Here is a 14,066-nt window from a genome sequence, read left to right on the forward strand (position 1 = left end):
GGCCCGGGTACCCCTGGAGAGCGTCTCCATCGTCGCAGGCCGACGCGGGGCCCGGGGGTCGTTCGGGCGTGGCCCGGAGACGGCGAGGGCCGGGAACCGTGTCACGGTTTCCGGCCCTCGCCCGGGCGGGCGTCAGCTCACTTGCGCTTGCGGATCTCGTCCGCCGCCTGCGGGACGATCTTGAACAGGTCGCCCACGACGCCGAAGTCGGCCAACTCGAAGATCGGCGCCTCGCCGTCCTTGTTGACCGCGACGATGGTCTTCGAGGTCTGCATACCAGCCCGGTGCTGGATCGCCCCGGAGATACCAAGCGCGATGTACAACTGCGGGGACACCGTCTTACCGGTCTGCCCCACCTGGAACTGGTGCGGGTAGTAGCCGGAGTCCACGGCGGCCCGCGACGCGCCGACAGCACCACCGAGCAGGTCCGCCAACTCCTCGACCAGCTTGAAGTTGTCGGCGTTACCCACACCCCGACCGCCGGAGACCACCACAGCGGCCTCGGTCAACTCCGGGCGGGAGCCCTTCTGCTCGGCGACCCGCTGCACGACCTTCGCCAGCTTGTCGGCCTCCGCCACCGCGACAGTCAGCTGCTCCACCGCCGGGGTCGCCGCCGCCGGGACCGGGGTGACCGAGTTCGGCCGCACCGTCACCAACGGCAGACCACGCGTCACCTTCGACGTGACGATCGCGGAACCCGCGAACGCCACCTGCGTGGCGGTACCATCCGCGGCCAAACCCACCACGTCGGTCAGGATGCCGTTGTCCAACTTCACCGCCAGGCGGGCAGCGATCTCCTTGCCCTCCTGCGACGACGCCAACAACACCGCCGCCGGCTGGGTCCGGGAGACCAGGTCGGCCACGACGGTCGCCTTCGGCGCCACCAGGTAGCCGTCGATCTCCTCACTCTCGGCCGCGTAGATCTTCTCCGCGCCGTACTCACCCAGCTTGGCGGCCAACGCCTCCGCGGCGCCCGGGCCACCGAGCACCACCGCACTCGGGGTACCCAACTCGCGAGCGAGGGTGAGCATCTCCAGGGTGACCTTCTTGACGCCGAACTCCCGAGTAGCTTCGACGACGACGAGAACCTCAGACACGTTCACACCCCTCACACGAACTTCTCGGTGGCCAGGAACTCGACCAACTTCACGCCACCATCACCCTCATCGGTGACCTTCGCCCCACCCGAACGCGGCGGACGCTTACTGTGCTCCAGCACGGCACTGGTCGCACCCTCGAAACCCACCTCGGCCGCAGCGACACCGAGGTCACCCAGCGACAGCGTCTGCACCGGCTTCTTCTTCGCCGCCATGATCCCCTTGAACGACGGGAAACGCGGCTCGTTGATCGTGTCCCAGACGGACACCACGGCGGGCGTCGAAGCGGTCACCACCTCGTAGCCCTCCTCCGTCTGCCGCTCGACCGTCAACGTCGAACCGTCGACGGTGAGCTTGCGGGCACCGGTCAACGCCGCGATGCCCAACCGCTCGGCGATCATGTGCGGCATCACCTGCACCCGACCGTCGGTCGACTCACTGCCGCAGAGCACCAGGTCGGCGTTCAACTGACCGAGCGCAGCGGCGAGGACCTTCGAGGTGGCGACGGCACAGGAACCGTGCAGGGCGTCGTCCACCACGTGCACGGCCTTGTCCGGGCCCATGGACAACGCCTTACGGATCGACTCGGCCGCCCGGTCCGGACCCATGGTCAGAACCGTGACCTCGCCCCCGTGCGCCTCCTTGACCTTCAACGCCTCCTCGATGGCGTACTCGTCCATCTCGTTGATGACATTGTTCGTCGAACCGCGGTCGACGGTGTTGTCGTCACTACGCAGGCTGCGGTCCGCGCCCGAATCGGGCACCTGCTTGACGAGTACGACGATGTTCATCGCGCTTCGACAACCCTCCTGTTGGTGTTGCGATCGCTCGCCCGGTCTGGGCCGCAGCCTCGCGCGTCCGTTGACGCCGGTCAACCGCGCGGCGCTGTGCAGTTGCCCACGGCGCAATGTTACCTGCCAGTAGCATTCGCCTCCGGCAGCCTCAGGGTGACACAGCTCACGGACGGCGTAGCGGGCAGGTAATCTAGCAAACACGGAGGTGTCACGAAATGTCCGAACATGCCAGCGCCGTCGCGTGGAGCACCGTCTCCGGCGTCGACCACGGCCGTCCCGACGCCCCTCGACACCTCTGCCGCCGGACGCGACCCGAGGCGTACCGGTGCGCGTGCGGCCGGCTCCGCGACCGGTGCGTCCGCGCCGCCGTCCGGGCGCTCTGGTCGCCGCAGCGGCTCACTCCGGCTGGTCCAGGGCGTCCCTGATCCGCTCGATGGCCGCCGCCTCGGCCGGGGCCACCCCCCGGTGCGCGTGGGCCACCCGCTCGGCCGCGGCCAGCACCACCTCGCGGTAGCCCGCCACGTCCCCGGGCGACTTCTCCCGCAGGATCCGTACGGACCGGCCCAGCGCCGGCAGCACCACCGACTCGGCCTCCAGGACCGAGTCGCGGGGCAGCTTCGGCAGCGGGCCGCTGGTCAGCGCCTCCTTCACCACCCCGCTGCTGTCGGCCATCGCACCGGAGGCGGCGAAGCTCTCCCGGAACAGGGCGAGCATTCCCGGATCCGCGTTGGCGACCAGGAACACCGCCCCGAACGCGCCCGTCTTGAGAGTCAGCCGCTCCTCGGCCGTCAACCGCTGTTCCATGATCACGGAGTGTAGACGTACGGGGTGGTGGTCGTGACCGGGACGAGGCCGAGCCGCTGAAGGATCGGCCGGCTGTCCGGCGAGCAGTCCACCTGGAGCAGCGTCCGGCCACGCTGCTCGGCCAGGCGCGCCCGGTACGCGACCAGCGCCCGGTAGATGCCCCGCCGCCGCCACTGCGGCAGGGTCGAGCCGCCCCAGAGGGTCGCGAAGGCGGTGTTCGCCTGGTAGCGGACCCAGCCGGCGCTGACCACCGTGTCGTCCGCCTCGGCGACGACGACCGTGATGGACTGCGGGCCAGCCTCGATCTCCTTCGCCAGGCCCGTCACCAGGTGGCTGCGGTCGTCGAGCCAGACCGCCTCCTCCATCGCGGCGATCCGCTCCAGGTCCTCCCGGGCACTGACCTCGCGCAGGCGTACCCCCTCGGGCAGCACGGGCACGGCGGCGGCCAGCGCCGCAACCGGACCGACCACGACGGTCTCCTGCGCCTCCGCGACGAACCCGGCGGCGCGCAGCCGGTCGGGCAGGTCGGCCGGCTGGTCGTGACCGTTGAGCTTCCACTCCACCGCCTCGCCGCGCCGGCGGAAGAACTCCACCTGCCGGGCGATCAACGCGTCCAGCTCGGCCCCGGCGAGCCCGTCCAGCGTGCGGTACGTGAGGAAGCCGCGCTGGTCGAGGCCGAGGACGCGGACCAGCGGGCCGTCCCGTTCCACGGTGACCCCGGCCGGCAGCGGGTCCGGAATCTCCGGGCGGATCTGGGCGTCGTAGGCGTCGCGCAGCATGCGGGCGTCAAGATCGGTCATCATTAGAGGCTACGACCGGCCGGAAACGGATAATGACCACGTGTGGCAGGCGATCAGACGCTGGTTCGACCCGCGCGAACTGCGGGCTGTCGGCGAAACCCCCGACTACCGCTTCTCGCTGGCCAACGAGCGGACCTTCCTGGCCTGGCTGCGTACCGGGCTGGCGCTGGTGGCGGGTGGCCTGGCCGCCGCGCAGTTCCTACCGCCGGCACCCCTGCGGGAGGTGATCGCCATCGCGCTGCTGCTGCTCGGCGGCGCGGTCGCCGTACGGGCGGTCGACCACTGGGCGCGTACGGAACGGGCCATCCGCCTCGGCGAGGAGCTGCCCGCCTCCCGCTTCCCGGCGGTGCTCGCCCTCGCCGTCGGCCTCGGCGCGCTGCTGCTGGTGGCGGCGGTGCTGGCGCGGGCGGTCGGCGGCCGGTGAGCCGGCGGGTTCCGCGCCGGCCCGACGGATCCGGTCGCCGCGGCCCGGGATCGCCACGGCCCGGCCCGCCGACGCGCGACCCCGGGCTGCAACCGGAGCGGACCCGGCTGGCCTGGCGGCGTACGGCCCTGGCACTCACCGTGATCATGGTGCTGACCGTGCGGCTCGCGTTCACCGGCCCGCCCGCCGGCGGGGCGTTCGGCGCGCTGGTCGCCGGGGTGGCCGTGCTCGGCTGGGGCGCGGCGCTGGCGGTCTGCTGGCGGCGGGCCACCGGCACCGGCCCGTCCCCCGGCTACGGGCGGTCGCTACCCCTGGTCGCCCTCGCCACGGCCGGCTTCGCGCTGCTCGGCACCCTGCTGGCGGCGCGCGGACTGGGTTGACGGGAGCCGGTAGGCCATGATTGACGCATGGCCCGGCTCTACGTCCTCCTCTTCCTCGTGCAGATCGTCCTCGCCGTCTTCGCGCTGATCAGCTGTCTCTCCGCCGAGGAGGGCGAGATCAAAGCCCTGCCCCGGATCGCCTGGGTGCTGATCATCCTGTTCTTCCCGCTGCTCGGGTCCCTCGCCTGGTTCGCCGCGGGGCGCGAGCGCGTCGCCGGCCGCCCCGCCGGCGGGTCACCGAAGGGCGGGATCCTGCCGGGCCGGGAACGGCCCCGCCCGGTCGCCCCCGACGACGACCCCGAGTTCCTCCGCTCGCTCGGCGAGCGCTCCCGCCGGGAGGACGGGGAGCTGTTCCGCCGCTGGGAGGAGGACCTGCGCCGCCGCGAGGACGAGCTGCGCCGCCGTGACGGCAAGCCGCCGCGCGAGGAGGACCGCCCCGAGGAATCCACCCCCGGCGCCTGAGCCCCGCGCCGTCGCCGGTCGCCCGACGACGGCGGCGGGTTCGACTCAGGCCAGGTTCGACGAGCGGGGGTACGCGTCGGCCGGGTCGGTGAGCACGTTGACCAGGTACGGCACGCCGGCGTCGAAGGCACGCCGCAGCGCCGGCCCGAGGTCGCCGGCCTTCGCCACCGTCTCGCCCGCCCCACCCAGGGCGCTCACCACCTGGTCGTAGCGCAGCTCCGGCTGGAGGTCGGCGGCGACGTCGTAGCCGTACATCGCGCGCATCGGGTGCTTCTCCAGGCCCCAGATGCCGTTGTTGCCGACCACGATCACCACGGGCAGCTTCTGCCGCGCGAGGGACTCCACGTCCATCAGCGAGAAGCCGGCCGCGCCGTCGCCCATGAGGACGCAGATCTGCCGGTCGGGGTGGCTGACCCGGGCGCCCATCGCGTAGCCCATGCCGGTGCCGAGGCAGCCGTACGGGCCGGGGTCGAGCCAGGTGCCGGGCTGCGCGGGCTCCAGGTAGCGGCCGGCGTACGAGACGAAGTCCCCGCCGTCGCCGATGGTGATGGCGTCGCGGTCGAGGACCTTGCGCAGTTCGCCGTAGACCCGGGCGGGACGGATCGGGTCGGATTCGGCGGCCATCTCCTCGGCGTCGCGCGCCTTCGCGGCGTCCTCCGCCGTACGCAGGTCGGCGATCCAGTCGGCGTGCTCGGCCCGGTCGCCCGGGTGCTCGGCCAGGGCGGTGAGGATCAGCCGGAGGTCACCGGCGGGGGCGGCGGCCGGCTGCACGTGCCCGGCGCGCTGGCTGGGCGCGTCGACGACGTGCACCACCTTCGCGTCGCCGAAGTCGCCGAAGCTGAGCCGGAAGTCCAGCGGGGTGCCGATCACGACGACCACGTCGGCGCCCTTGAGCGCCACCCGGCGGGCCTTGGCGAAGGCGAGCGGGTGCTCCGGCGGCAGCGCGCCCCGGCCCATCCCGTTGGTGAAGACCGGCACCTGGAGCGACTCGGCGGCGGCCCGCAGGGCGTCGACGGCGTCCCCGGCGTAGACGTCGGAGCCGGCGATGATCACCGGGCGGCGGGCGGCGGCGATCAGGTCGGCCGCCTTCGTCACCTCGTCGGCGTCGGGCTCGACCGGCGCGATGCCCGGCAGCGCGGGCAGCTCGGCGTCGGCGACCGAGAAGACCGCCTCGAGGGGGAAGTCGAGGAAGACCGGGCCCCGGTGCGGGGTGAGCGCGGTGGTCAGGGCCGCGGTCACGGCGCGCGGGATGTCGTCGGCGCTGAACACCGTCTCGGCGTGCTTGGTGACCGGGGCGACCAGCGGCAGGTGGTCCATCTCCTGGAGGCTGCCCGAGCCCCAGCGGAACTGCGGGGCCCGGCCACCGAGCACCAGCACCGGCGAGGCGTTGAAGTACGCGCTGGTCAGCCCGGAGATGCCGTTGGTCACGCCGGGGCCGGCGGTGAGCACGGCGAGACCGGGGCGGCGCTGGAGCTTCGCCACCGCCTCGGCGGCGAAGACCGCCGACTGCTCGTGCCGCACGTCGTAGAGGGGGAACCCGGCCTTGTGCGCCGCGTCGTAGAGCGGGAAGACGTGCCCGCCGGAGAGGGTGAACATCTCCCGCACCCCGTACGCGCGCAGCGCCGCGAGCGCGAGCTCCCCGCCGTGACCTTCGATCCGCTCCGTCATCGTCTCCCCTTCGTCCGCTCGGCCGGAGTCACACGCTACTTACCGGTAGGCCAAATGTGAACAGTTCTCGATTCGCCGGCCGGGTCAGTCAGCGGCCGGTGAAGTCCGGCTTGCGCTTCGCCACGAACGCCGCCATGCCCTCGCGCCGGTCGTCGGTGGCGAAGAGTGCCGCGAAGAGCTGGCTCTCCCAGGCCAGGCCGGAGTTCAGATCCATGTCCAGGCCGCCGTCGACGGCGAGCTTCGCGGCGCGCAGGGCCTGCACCGGACCGGTGAGGTACGGGCGGACCAGCTCGACCGCGGTGTCGTAGACCTCGGCGGCCGGGGCGAGGCGGTCGGCCAGCCCGATGCGCAGCGCCTCCTGGGCGTCGACCATCCGGCCGGACATGATCAGATCCTTGGCGCGGGCCGGGCCGACCAGCCGGGCCAGCCGCTGGGTGCCGCCCGCGCCGGGGATGATGCCGAGCTTGATCTCCGGCTGGCCGAGCTTCGCGTCCTCGGCCACCACCCGCCAGTCGCACGCCAGCGCCAGCTCGCAGCCGCCGCCGAGGGCGTAGCCGGTGATCGCGGCGACGACGGGCTTGGGGATCCGGGCGATCGCGCCGAGGGCGCTGGACAGGTCGGCCGCCCGGTCCGCCATGTCCACGTAGGACATGTCGGCCATCTCCTTGATGTCCGCGCCGGCTGCGAAGACCTTCTCCCCGCCGTACACGATGACGGCGCGGACGTCCGGGTCGGCGGTGGCCGCCGCGGCGGCGGCGCGCAGTTCCTCCTGCACCTGGGTGTTCAGGGCGTTCATCGGCGGCCGCTCCAGCCGGATGGTGCCGATGCCGTCCTTGGTCTCCAACCGCACGAACTCGCCCACGCTGGCCCTCACTTCCTCGTCGAAGTCGCGTGCCAACCTTACGGCCCGGATCGTTGGGGTAAGTACTGTGGTCTCAGGCCCGCCACCGGGAGTACCGCCATGATCACGTACTACGACGACAGGTCCGTGCAGGTCACCTCGACCGCCGTCCGGGTGGACGGTCGGACCTTCCGGCTGGCCGACATCAGCATGGTCTGGCACCAACGCGGCAGCCGGTCCTGGCGGGTGCTCGCCGGCCGGGGCGCGATCGGCGCGGCGCTCGCCGGCCCCCTGGTCGCCGCCGCCCTCGGCATCGCGCTGGCACTCTGGCTGGACCGCTCCCTCACCGTCACCATCGCCATCGTCGGCGCCTCGGTGCTGGTCGGGCTCGCCGTCGGTCCGGTCGCCGACTTCCTCTTCGAGCACCTCGACCGCTCGTACGCGCGGGGCAGCCGGCAACTGGAGATCTGGGCCCGCTGGCGCGGCCAGCCGGTACGACTGCTGCACACCGGCGACGCGCTGCGCTTCGGGCAGATCTACCGTGCGGTGCAGCGGGCGGTGGAGGCGAGCCAGCCGGTGTCGCCGCGCCGGCGCTGACCGTCGCTCCGCCGTCACTCCGCCGCCGCCTCGGTGCCGCTTCGGTGCCGCTGCGGTGCCGCTAGAACTCGATCGGCTCGTCCGGCAGCATGGCCAGGCCCCGCAGCAGCCCGAAGAGGTCCTGCTCGCCCCAGAACTGCACGATCCGCCCCTGCGCCAGCCGGTACATCTTGCAGGTGCTCTGCACCGCCGTCGCGCCCGTGGCGTCGCGCCGGTACGTCTGGGCCAGTGACACCACGACGCGGTCGTCGGCGGCGAAGATCTCGACGAGCTCCTGATCGAGCACGGTCAGGCCCGGCGAGGTCACGGCCCCCTCGACGTACCGCCGTCCCCGCACCTGACGGCCGGAACCGTAGATCAGCACGTCCTCGTCGACCACCGCGCGCAACTCCGTCACGTCCTTCGTGACGAACGTCCGCAGGTAGCGGCGGACCACCTCGACGTTGCGCTCCTGCTCGGTCATAGCCGGTCACGGTACCCACCCCGCGCGACCCGCCGCCCGCCCCGCACTGCCCACACCACGCTGTCGAGCTGCCCCACCTGGCGGGGCGGAGTCCGACGGGTCCGCGCCCAGCGAAGCGGATCGAAGGCCGTGACGTCGGGGCGGCGGCAATGGTCGCCCCTCGCGCCCTGTCGAGCTGATGTCGTAGACGAGTCAACCGGCGAAGGGCAGGCCGCCGGGCGCCGGGCGATGTCGTAGACGATTCAGCTCGACAGCGGGCGAGCGGTCACCCTTTCGCCCGCGGACGGGGCGCGGACACTCGCGGGGGATCGCCCACGAGTGGTTAGGCTTAGTGATGACCCTCTATTACCGGGACGACGCGGTGCAGGTGACGTCGGAGTCGATCCGGGCGGGCGGGCACGCCGTGGCGATCGCCGACGTGACGTACGTCTGGCACGCGCAGGGCCCGAAGACGCTGGCGGTACGGGGGCGGGTGCTGGGTCGCGGCGTGCTGGTCCTGCTCCTCTCCCTGCCACCGCTGGTCGCGGTGGTCTGCGTGCTGTCGCTGGCGTGGTCGGCGCAGGACCGGGGCGAGTGGCAGCTCGCGTTGATCATTCTCGCCGCGTGCGTGGTCGGCGCGCTGGCCCTGACCCCCTTCCTGGAGATCCCGCTCGGCTGGCTCGACCGCTCCTACGAGCGGGGCAGCAAGGTGCACGAGCTCTGGGTCCAGCACCACGGCCGGGAGGTGCTGCTGCTGCGTACGCCGGACGCGCTGCGGTTCGGGCAGATCTACCGCGCGGTGCAGCGCGCGGTCGAGCAGCACACGGACTCCTGAACCGCCGAAGCCGGGCTGCCCTGTCCGGCGGTACGGGCGCGGGCGACGCACACTGGTGCCATGGTGATTCCCCTCCCCCGGCCCGCCGCGGTCGTCGGTCTGACCCGTTCCGCCCTCGACCAGGCCCTCGGCTCGGCGGCCTCGTTCGCCGCCGTGCCGGCCCGCGCGTTCGCCGTGCTGGACTCGGTGGAGGCCCTGCTGAGCCGGGTCAACGCCACGGTGGACCGGATCGACGGCATGGTGGACCGGATCGAGCAGACCCTCGACCGCACCGACCGGGTGCTCACCGACGCCGAGGGCGCTGTCCGGGAGGTGGCCGTCATCAGCGCCGCCGCGACCACCGCGATCGAGACGGCCACCGAGGTGGCCGCCGCCGCGGCCGTCGTGGTCGGCGAGGCGGAGAAGGTGGCGCGCACGGCCGGGGCGGTGGTCGCCGAGGCGGACGCGGTGGCCGGCCGGGCCGCCGGCACCGTGGGCACCGCGGCGGAGGCGGCGGCCACCGCGGCCGAGCTGCTCGCCGCGTACGAGCCGACGCTGCGGCGGGGCGCGCCGATGGCGAACCGCTTCGTCGAGCAGCTCAGCCACGAGGAGGTGACCGCCGCGATCCGGCTCGTCGACGAGCTGCCCAAGCTCAAGCAGCACCTGACGGCGGACATCCTGCCGATCCTGGCCACCCTGGACCGGGTCGGCCCGGACCTGCACGACCTGCTCGACGTCACCCGCGACCTGAAGCTCGCCGTCGCCGGCATCCCCGGGCTGGGTATGCTCCGCCGCCGGGGCGAGAAGCTCACCGACGACCCCGAGGCGTGACCGACGGCACCGGCCGTCAGGCGTGACCGGCCGTCAGGCGTGACCGGCGGTCGCCACGTCGCCCGGATCAGGCGGGGACGTACAGCTCGTCGATCTCCGCCCGGCTGGGCAGCGCCACGGAGGCGCCGAGCCGGCGGGCACAGGCCGCCCCGGCCGCCGCCGCCCAGCGCACGGCGTCGACCACGTCCCGCCCCTCGCCCCAGGCGACCGCGAGGGCGGCGGTGAAGGCGTCCCCGGCGGCCGTGGAGTCCACCACGTCCACCTTGACCGCCGGCACGTGCACGGCGGTGCCGTCCCGGTCGCCGTACCAGGCACCCTCCGCCCCGAGGGTGAGCACCGCCCGGGGCGCCAGGTCGAGCAGGGCCGACGGCTCGTCCCGGCCGCGCCCGGTGAGCGCCTGCGCCTCGGTCTCGTTGACCACCAGCAGGTCCGTCGCCGCCAGCAGTTCCGGCGGCACCGCCACGGCCGGGGCGGCGTTGAGCACCACCCGGGTGCCGGCCGCCCGGGCGACGACGGCCGCCTCGGTCACCGTGCCGACCGGGATCTCCAGCTGCGCGATCAGCACGTCCGCCCCGCGTACGGCGGCCAGCTCGGGCTCGGTCAGGCCGGTCATCGAGGCGTTGGCACCCGGGCTGACGAGGATGGCGTTCTCGCCCTCGGCGTTGACCATCACCAACGCCACGCCCGACGTGCCGTACGTCGTGCGGAGCTGCCCGGTGTCGACCCCGGCGGCGGTGATCCGGGCCCGCAGGGTGACGCCGAACGAGTCGGAGCCGATCGCCCCGAGGAAGGCGCACGAGGCGCCGGCCCGGGCGGCGGCGACGGCCTGGTTGGCGCCCTTGCCGCCGGGCACCATGACGAAGTCGGTGCCGAGCAGGGTCTCCCCCGGCCGGGGCAGGGCGGGGGCGGTGCCCACCAGGTCCATGTTGGCGCTGCCCACCACGACGACCCGGGTCTGCCGCATCGCCACCTCCTCGCCGCCGGGTTGCGCTGCGGCGAAGTCTAGGACCCCGGCGGCGGTTCCCGTCCGGGCCGGGGCGTCGCTCAGGCGGCGCGGGCGGTGAACCGGTCGCCGGAACGCTCGACCACCAGCGGCAGCCCGAAGGTCTTGGAGAGGTTGTCGCCGGTGAGCGTGTCGTCGAGGAGCCCCTGCGCCACCACGGCGCCCTCGCGCAGCAGCAGCGCGTGGGTGAAGCCGGGCGGGATCTCCTCCACGTGGTGGGTCACCAGCACCAGCGCCGGGGCGTCCGGGTCGTACGCCAGCTCGGCCAGCCGGGCGACCAGGTCCTCGCGCCCACCCAGGTCGAGCCCGGCGGCGGGCTCGTCGAGCAGCAGCAGCTCCGGGTCCGTCATCAGCGCGCGGGCGATCTGCACCCGCTTGCGTTCCCCCTCGGAGAGGGTGCCGTAGGTGCGCTCGGCGAGGCCGCCGATGCCGAGCTGGTTCAGCAGGGCGCGGGCCCGGGCCTCGTCGCTGCTGTCGTAGCTCTCGCGCCAGCGCCCGAGCACCGACCAGGCGGCCGTGACGACGACGTCGCTGACCCGCTCGTCGGCGGGCACCCGCTCGGCGAGCGCGGCGGTGGAGAGCCCGATGCGGGTACGCAGCTCGTTGACGTCGGTGCGGCCGATCCGCTCGCCGAGCACGTGGGCGGTGCCGGTGGTGGGGTGCAGCCGCCCTGCCGCGAGGTTGAGCAGGGTCGTCTTCCCGGCGCCGTTCGGCCCGAGCACCACCCAGCGCTCGTCCAGCTCGACCCGCCAGTCGACGTCGTGCAGCAGTGCGGTGCCAGCCCGGCGTACGCCGACGCCGTCGAGGCTGACCACCAGATCCTCGTCCCCAGTCACCCGACCATCCAACCACGCACCGCCGAGGCACCCCCCACGGGCGGCGCTGCGGCCATAGGGTGAGGCGCCGTGTCGTTGGTCACCACAACCGGAGGACGGTCCATGCCCGGTCGGAGCACGGAGCCGCGCGGATGAGCGCGGTCATCGAGATCGAAGGGCTGCGCAAGACGTTCCACAGCCTGCGGCAGGGCCGCCGGGTGGCGGTGGACGGCTTCGACCTGCTGGTGGAGGCCGGTCAGATCCACGGCTTCCTCGGCCCCAACGGGTCGGGCAAGACCACCACGCTGCGCGCCCTGCTCGGGCTGGTACGCGCCGACGCGGGCCGGATGACGGTGCTGGGCGTCCGCTCGCCGGACGGGCTGTCCCAGGTGGCCGGGCGGGTCGGGGCGATCGTGGAGAGCCCGCAGTTCTTCGGCAACTTCACCGGCCACCGCACCCTGCGCCTGCTCGCCCGGGCCGGCGGCGTGCCGACCGCGCGGGTCGACGAGGTGCTGGAGCAGGTGGGCCTGCGGGACCGGGGCGACGAGCGGGTCAAGGGCTACTCGCTGGGCATGAAGCAGCGACTGGCGGTCGCGTCCGCCCTGCTCAAGGACCCGGAGCTGCTGATCCTCGACGAGCCGGCGAACGGGCTGGACCCGGCCGGCATCCGGGAGATGCGGGACCTGATGCGCTCGCTGGCGGAGGCCGGCGTGACCGTGCTGGTCTCCAGCCACATCCTCGCCGAGATCCAGCTGATCTGCGACCACGTGACGATCATCTCGCGGGGGCGGCGGGTGGCGGCCGGGCGCGTCGACGAGGTGCTGGCCGGCCACGACCGGCACGAGCTGCTGGTGCGGGTGGACGATCCGCAGCGGGCCGTGGAGCTGCTGACGGCGGCCGGGCTGGCGGCGACCGGGCACGACGACCACCTGGTCGTCAGCGACGTGGACGACGCGACCGAGGTCAGCCGCACGCTGGGCGAGGCGGGCCTCTGGGTACGCGAGCTGACCCCGCTGCGGCCCGACCTGGAGAGCGTCTTCCTCGAACTGACCGGCACGGCGACGCACCCGTCGCTGCCCCGGCAGGTGGACGACTCGGTACTGCCCGACGACGGGCCCTCCGAACCGGTGCTCGACCTCGACGTGCGGGGAGTGGACGCGTGAACCTGGTCCGTGCCGAGCTGGAGCGTCTCGGCGCCCGGCGCTTCGTGCAGCTCATGCTCGTCCTGCTGGTGCTCGCGTTCGGCGTCACCGCGGCGACCACCCTGGCGAGTTCGCACCGGCCCACCGACGTGGAAGTCTTCGAGGCCCAGCGCGACGCCGCCGTCGCGCGCGGCGAGTTGGAGCGCACCCACCAGCTCTGCCTGGACCGGCAGCGCGGGATCGTCGTCGGGGACGACGTGCAGGAGTACCTCCCCGACGACTGCAGCGAGATCGACCCGGCCCTGATGGAGCGGGCCCCGGTGACGTCCGACTTCCTCACCGGGGTGTTCACCTTCGCCGAGGAGGCCGAGCCACTGCTCTACTTCCTCATCGGCTTCCTGGCGCTCTTCGGTTTCCTGGTCGGCGCCTCCTACATCGGCGCCGACCTGAACTCGGGCGGCGTGGTCAACCTGCTGCTCTGGCGCCCCCGGCGGATGACCGTCCTCGGCACCAAACTGGGCACCCTGCTCGGCGGCATGACGCTGCTGTCGGTGGCCGCCTCGGCGGCGTACCTCGGGACCTTCTGGCTGATCGGCCGGTTCGCCGGGCGGCCGGGGCGACTCGACGGGGAGTTCTGGGGTTCGCTGGGCGTGACCTGGGGGCGCGGCCTGCTGCTGGTGCTCGTGCTCACCGCGATCGGGTTCGCCGTCGCGACCCTGGGCCGGCACACCTCGGCGGCGCTCGGCACCGTCGCCGGATACCTGGTGGTGTGGGAGCTGGGCGCCCGGCTGGTGATGGAGATCCTGGACGTGCTCAAGGTGGACCGTTACATGCTCTCCAGCTACGTGGCCGCCTGGCTGAACGGCCGGGTCGAGTTCTGGGACTACCAGCCGTGCCTCAACCCGTCGGCTGCCTCCTGCACCGGCCTCTACACGGTGACCTGGCAGTCGTCGCTGGTCCTGCTGCTCGGGCTGACGGGCGCGCTGACCGTCGCCGCCTTCGTGGCGTTCCGCCGCCGCGACCTGATGTGACGCCCGGAGGGTCATCGAGGTCGCGGGCACCGGGCGCGGCACGGACCCGCACGCGGCAGGACCTTGCAGCATCGCAGCCGACGATGAAATATTCCTTCACATGACGCGCGCCGTCCGCCGA

At 73.2% G+C, this 14,066-nt stretch carries 17 protein-coding genes; 8 read left to right on the top strand and 9 right to left on the bottom strand.

Annotated features, from left to right (window positions below; all coding sequences use genetic code 11):
- Positions 1–137: 137 nt before the first annotated feature.
- The 4 genes from ACGFIG_RS19310 to ACGFIG_RS19325 all read right to left on the bottom strand — a co-directional run bounded on the left by ACGFIG_RS19310 (position 138) and on the right by ACGFIG_RS19325 (position 3,495).
- The gene (locus tag ACGFIG_RS19310; RefSeq protein WP_393004612.1) at positions 138–1,097 is read right to left on the bottom strand and encodes an electron transfer flavoprotein subunit alpha/FixB family protein; all 960 of its coding nucleotides are present in this window, start codon (positions 1,095–1,097) and stop codon (positions 138–140) included.
- Between the two features lie 11 nt (positions 1,098–1,108).
- Positions 1,109–1,888 carry an electron transfer flavoprotein subunit beta/FixA family protein gene (locus ACGFIG_RS19315; RefSeq protein ID WP_393004614.1) on the bottom strand — a complete coding sequence of 260 codons (780 nt, stop codon included), beginning with the start codon at positions 1,886–1,888 and terminating at the stop codon, positions 1,109–1,111.
- 399 nt (positions 1,889–2,287) lie between these two features.
- Positions 2,288–2,695, bottom strand: a complete 408-nt coding sequence (locus ACGFIG_RS19320; protein ID WP_393004616.1) for a hypothetical protein — start codon at positions 2,693–2,695, stop codon at positions 2,288–2,290.
- Positions 2,696–2,697: 2 nt separating this feature from the next.
- The gene (locus ACGFIG_RS19325) at positions 2,698–3,495 is read right to left on the bottom strand and encodes a GNAT family N-acetyltransferase (RefSeq protein WP_393004618.1); all 798 of its coding nucleotides are present in this window, start codon (positions 3,493–3,495) and stop codon (positions 2,698–2,700) included.
- Positions 3,496–3,535: 40 nt separating this feature from the next.
- On the opposite strand from ACGFIG_RS19325, the gene ACGFIG_RS19330 reads away from it, so the two are divergent.
- From ACGFIG_RS19330 to ACGFIG_RS19340, 3 genes are read left to right on the top strand one after another with little or no spacing between them, the layout of a single operon-like run.
- Positions 3,536–3,919 (top strand): YidH family protein, encoded by a 384-nt coding sequence (locus ACGFIG_RS19330; RefSeq protein ID WP_393004620.1) that lies wholly within the window; start codon positions 3,536–3,538, stop codon positions 3,917–3,919.
- Complete coding sequence (locus ACGFIG_RS19335; RefSeq protein WP_393004622.1) at positions 3,916–4,299, top strand: DUF202 domain-containing protein; 384 nt, start codon at positions 3,916–3,918, stop codon at positions 4,297–4,299. The genes ACGFIG_RS19330 and ACGFIG_RS19335 overlap by 4 nt, the downstream gene beginning before the upstream one ends.
- Before the next feature lie 27 nt (positions 4,300–4,326).
- The gene (locus ACGFIG_RS19340; protein ID WP_393004624.1) at positions 4,327–4,761 is read left to right on the top strand and encodes a PLD nuclease N-terminal domain-containing protein; all 435 of its coding nucleotides are present in this window, start codon (positions 4,327–4,329) and stop codon (positions 4,759–4,761) included.
- 45 nt (positions 4,762–4,806) lie between these two features.
- On the opposite strand, the gene ACGFIG_RS19345 is transcribed toward ACGFIG_RS19340, so the two are convergent.
- Entirely contained in the window at positions 4,807–6,429 is a 1,623-nt protein-coding gene (locus ACGFIG_RS19345) for an acetolactate synthase (RefSeq protein ID WP_393004626.1), read from the bottom strand.
- Between the two features lie 88 nt (positions 6,430–6,517).
- Positions 6,518–7,291, bottom strand: a complete 774-nt coding sequence (locus ACGFIG_RS19350; RefSeq protein ID WP_393004628.1) for an enoyl-CoA hydratase/isomerase family protein — start codon at positions 7,289–7,291, stop codon at positions 6,518–6,520.
- Between the two features lie 99 nt (positions 7,292–7,390).
- On the opposite strand from ACGFIG_RS19350, the gene ACGFIG_RS19355 reads away from it, so the two are divergent.
- A complete protein-coding gene (locus tag ACGFIG_RS19355) occupies positions 7,391–7,867 on the top strand; it encodes a DUF6232 family protein (RefSeq protein WP_393004630.1) in 477 nt (158 codons plus the stop codon).
- A 61-nt stretch (positions 7,868–7,928) separates the two neighbouring features.
- On the opposite strand, the gene ACGFIG_RS19360 is transcribed toward ACGFIG_RS19355, so the two are convergent.
- A complete protein-coding gene (locus ACGFIG_RS19360) occupies positions 7,929–8,330 on the bottom strand; it encodes a nuclear transport factor 2 family protein (protein WP_393004632.1) in 402 nt (133 codons plus the stop codon).
- Between the two features lie 334 nt (positions 8,331–8,664).
- Between ACGFIG_RS19360 and ACGFIG_RS19365 the strand changes: the two genes are divergently transcribed.
- A complete protein-coding gene (locus ACGFIG_RS19365) occupies positions 8,665–9,144 on the top strand; it encodes a DUF6232 family protein (RefSeq protein WP_393004634.1) in 480 nt (159 codons plus the stop codon).
- Between the two features lie 60 nt (positions 9,145–9,204).
- Entirely contained in the window at positions 9,205–9,954 is a 750-nt protein-coding gene (locus ACGFIG_RS19370; protein ID WP_393004636.1) for a hypothetical protein, read from the top strand.
- A 67-nt stretch (positions 9,955–10,021) separates the two neighbouring features.
- Here ACGFIG_RS19370 and ACGFIG_RS19375 read toward each other — a convergent pair whose 3' ends face one another.
- Both ACGFIG_RS19375 and ACGFIG_RS19380 read right to left on the bottom strand, forming a co-directional pair.
- Positions 10,022–10,918 carry a ribokinase gene (locus ACGFIG_RS19375; RefSeq protein ID WP_393004638.1) on the bottom strand — a complete coding sequence of 299 codons (897 nt, stop codon included), beginning with the start codon at positions 10,916–10,918 and terminating at the stop codon, positions 10,022–10,024.
- An 80-nt stretch (positions 10,919–10,998) separates the two neighbouring features.
- Positions 10,999–11,805, bottom strand: coding sequence for an ABC transporter ATP-binding protein (locus ACGFIG_RS19380; protein ID WP_393004640.1), 807 nt, complete (start codon positions 11,803–11,805; stop codon positions 10,999–11,001).
- A 119-nt stretch (positions 11,806–11,924) separates the two neighbouring features.
- Between ACGFIG_RS19380 and ACGFIG_RS19385 the strand changes: the two genes are divergently transcribed.
- Together ACGFIG_RS19385 and ACGFIG_RS19390 are read left to right on the top strand one after the other, a co-directional pair.
- The gene (locus tag ACGFIG_RS19385; RefSeq protein WP_393004642.1) at positions 11,925–12,935 is read left to right on the top strand and encodes an ABC transporter ATP-binding protein; all 1,011 of its coding nucleotides are present in this window, start codon (positions 11,925–11,927) and stop codon (positions 12,933–12,935) included.
- On the top strand, positions 12,932–13,945 hold the full coding sequence (locus ACGFIG_RS19390) for an ABC transporter permease subunit (protein ID WP_393004644.1): 1,014 nt from the start codon (positions 12,932–12,934) through the stop codon (positions 13,943–13,945). Before ACGFIG_RS19385 ends, ACGFIG_RS19390 begins: the two co-directional genes overlap by 4 nt.
- The last annotated feature ends 121 nt before the right edge of the window (positions 13,946–14,066 follow it).

This window comes from Micromonospora sp. NPDC049048 (assembly GCF_043197615.1).
Taxonomy (GTDB): domain Bacteria; phylum Actinomycetota; class Actinomycetes; order Mycobacteriales; family Micromonosporaceae; genus Micromonospora.

What these genes read in the sequence shown, in the direction of transcription:
- ACGFIG_RS19315 (WP_393004614.1), bottom strand. Translation starts at nt 1,888, where the DNA reads ATGAACATCGTCGTACTCGTCAAGCAGGTGCCCGATTCGGGCGCGGAC.
- ACGFIG_RS19320 (WP_393004616.1), bottom strand. Translation starts at nt 2,695, where the DNA reads ATGGAACAGCGGTTGACGGCCGAGGAGCGGCTGACTCTCAAGACGGGC.
- ACGFIG_RS19325 (WP_393004618.1), bottom strand. Translation starts at nt 3,495, where the DNA reads ATGACCGATCTTGACGCCCGCATGCTGCGCGACGCCTACGACGCCCAG.
- ACGFIG_RS19340 (WP_393004624.1), top strand. Translation starts at nt 4,327, where the DNA reads ATGGCCCGGCTCTACGTCCTCCTCTTCCTCGTGCAGATCGTCCTCGCC.
- ACGFIG_RS19345 (WP_393004626.1), bottom strand. Translation starts at nt 6,429, where the DNA reads ATGACGGAGCGGATCGAAGGTCACGGCGGGGAGCTCGCGCTCGCGGCG.
- ACGFIG_RS19355 (WP_393004630.1), top strand. Translation starts at nt 7,391, where the DNA reads ATGATCACGTACTACGACGACAGGTCCGTGCAGGTCACCTCGACCGCC.
- ACGFIG_RS19360 (WP_393004632.1), bottom strand. Translation starts at nt 8,330, where the DNA reads ATGACCGAGCAGGAGCGCAACGTCGAGGTGGTCCGCCGCTACCTGCGG.
- ACGFIG_RS19365 (WP_393004634.1), top strand. Translation starts at nt 8,665, where the DNA reads ATGACCCTCTATTACCGGGACGACGCGGTGCAGGTGACGTCGGAGTCG.
- ACGFIG_RS19370 (WP_393004636.1), top strand. Translation starts at nt 9,205, where the DNA reads ATGGTGATTCCCCTCCCCCGGCCCGCCGCGGTCGTCGGTCTGACCCGT.
- ACGFIG_RS19375 (WP_393004638.1), bottom strand. Translation starts at nt 10,918, where the DNA reads ATGCGGCAGACCCGGGTCGTCGTGGTGGGCAGCGCCAACATGGACCTG.
- ACGFIG_RS19385 (WP_393004642.1), top strand. Translation starts at nt 11,925, where the DNA reads ATGAGCGCGGTCATCGAGATCGAAGGGCTGCGCAAGACGTTCCACAGC.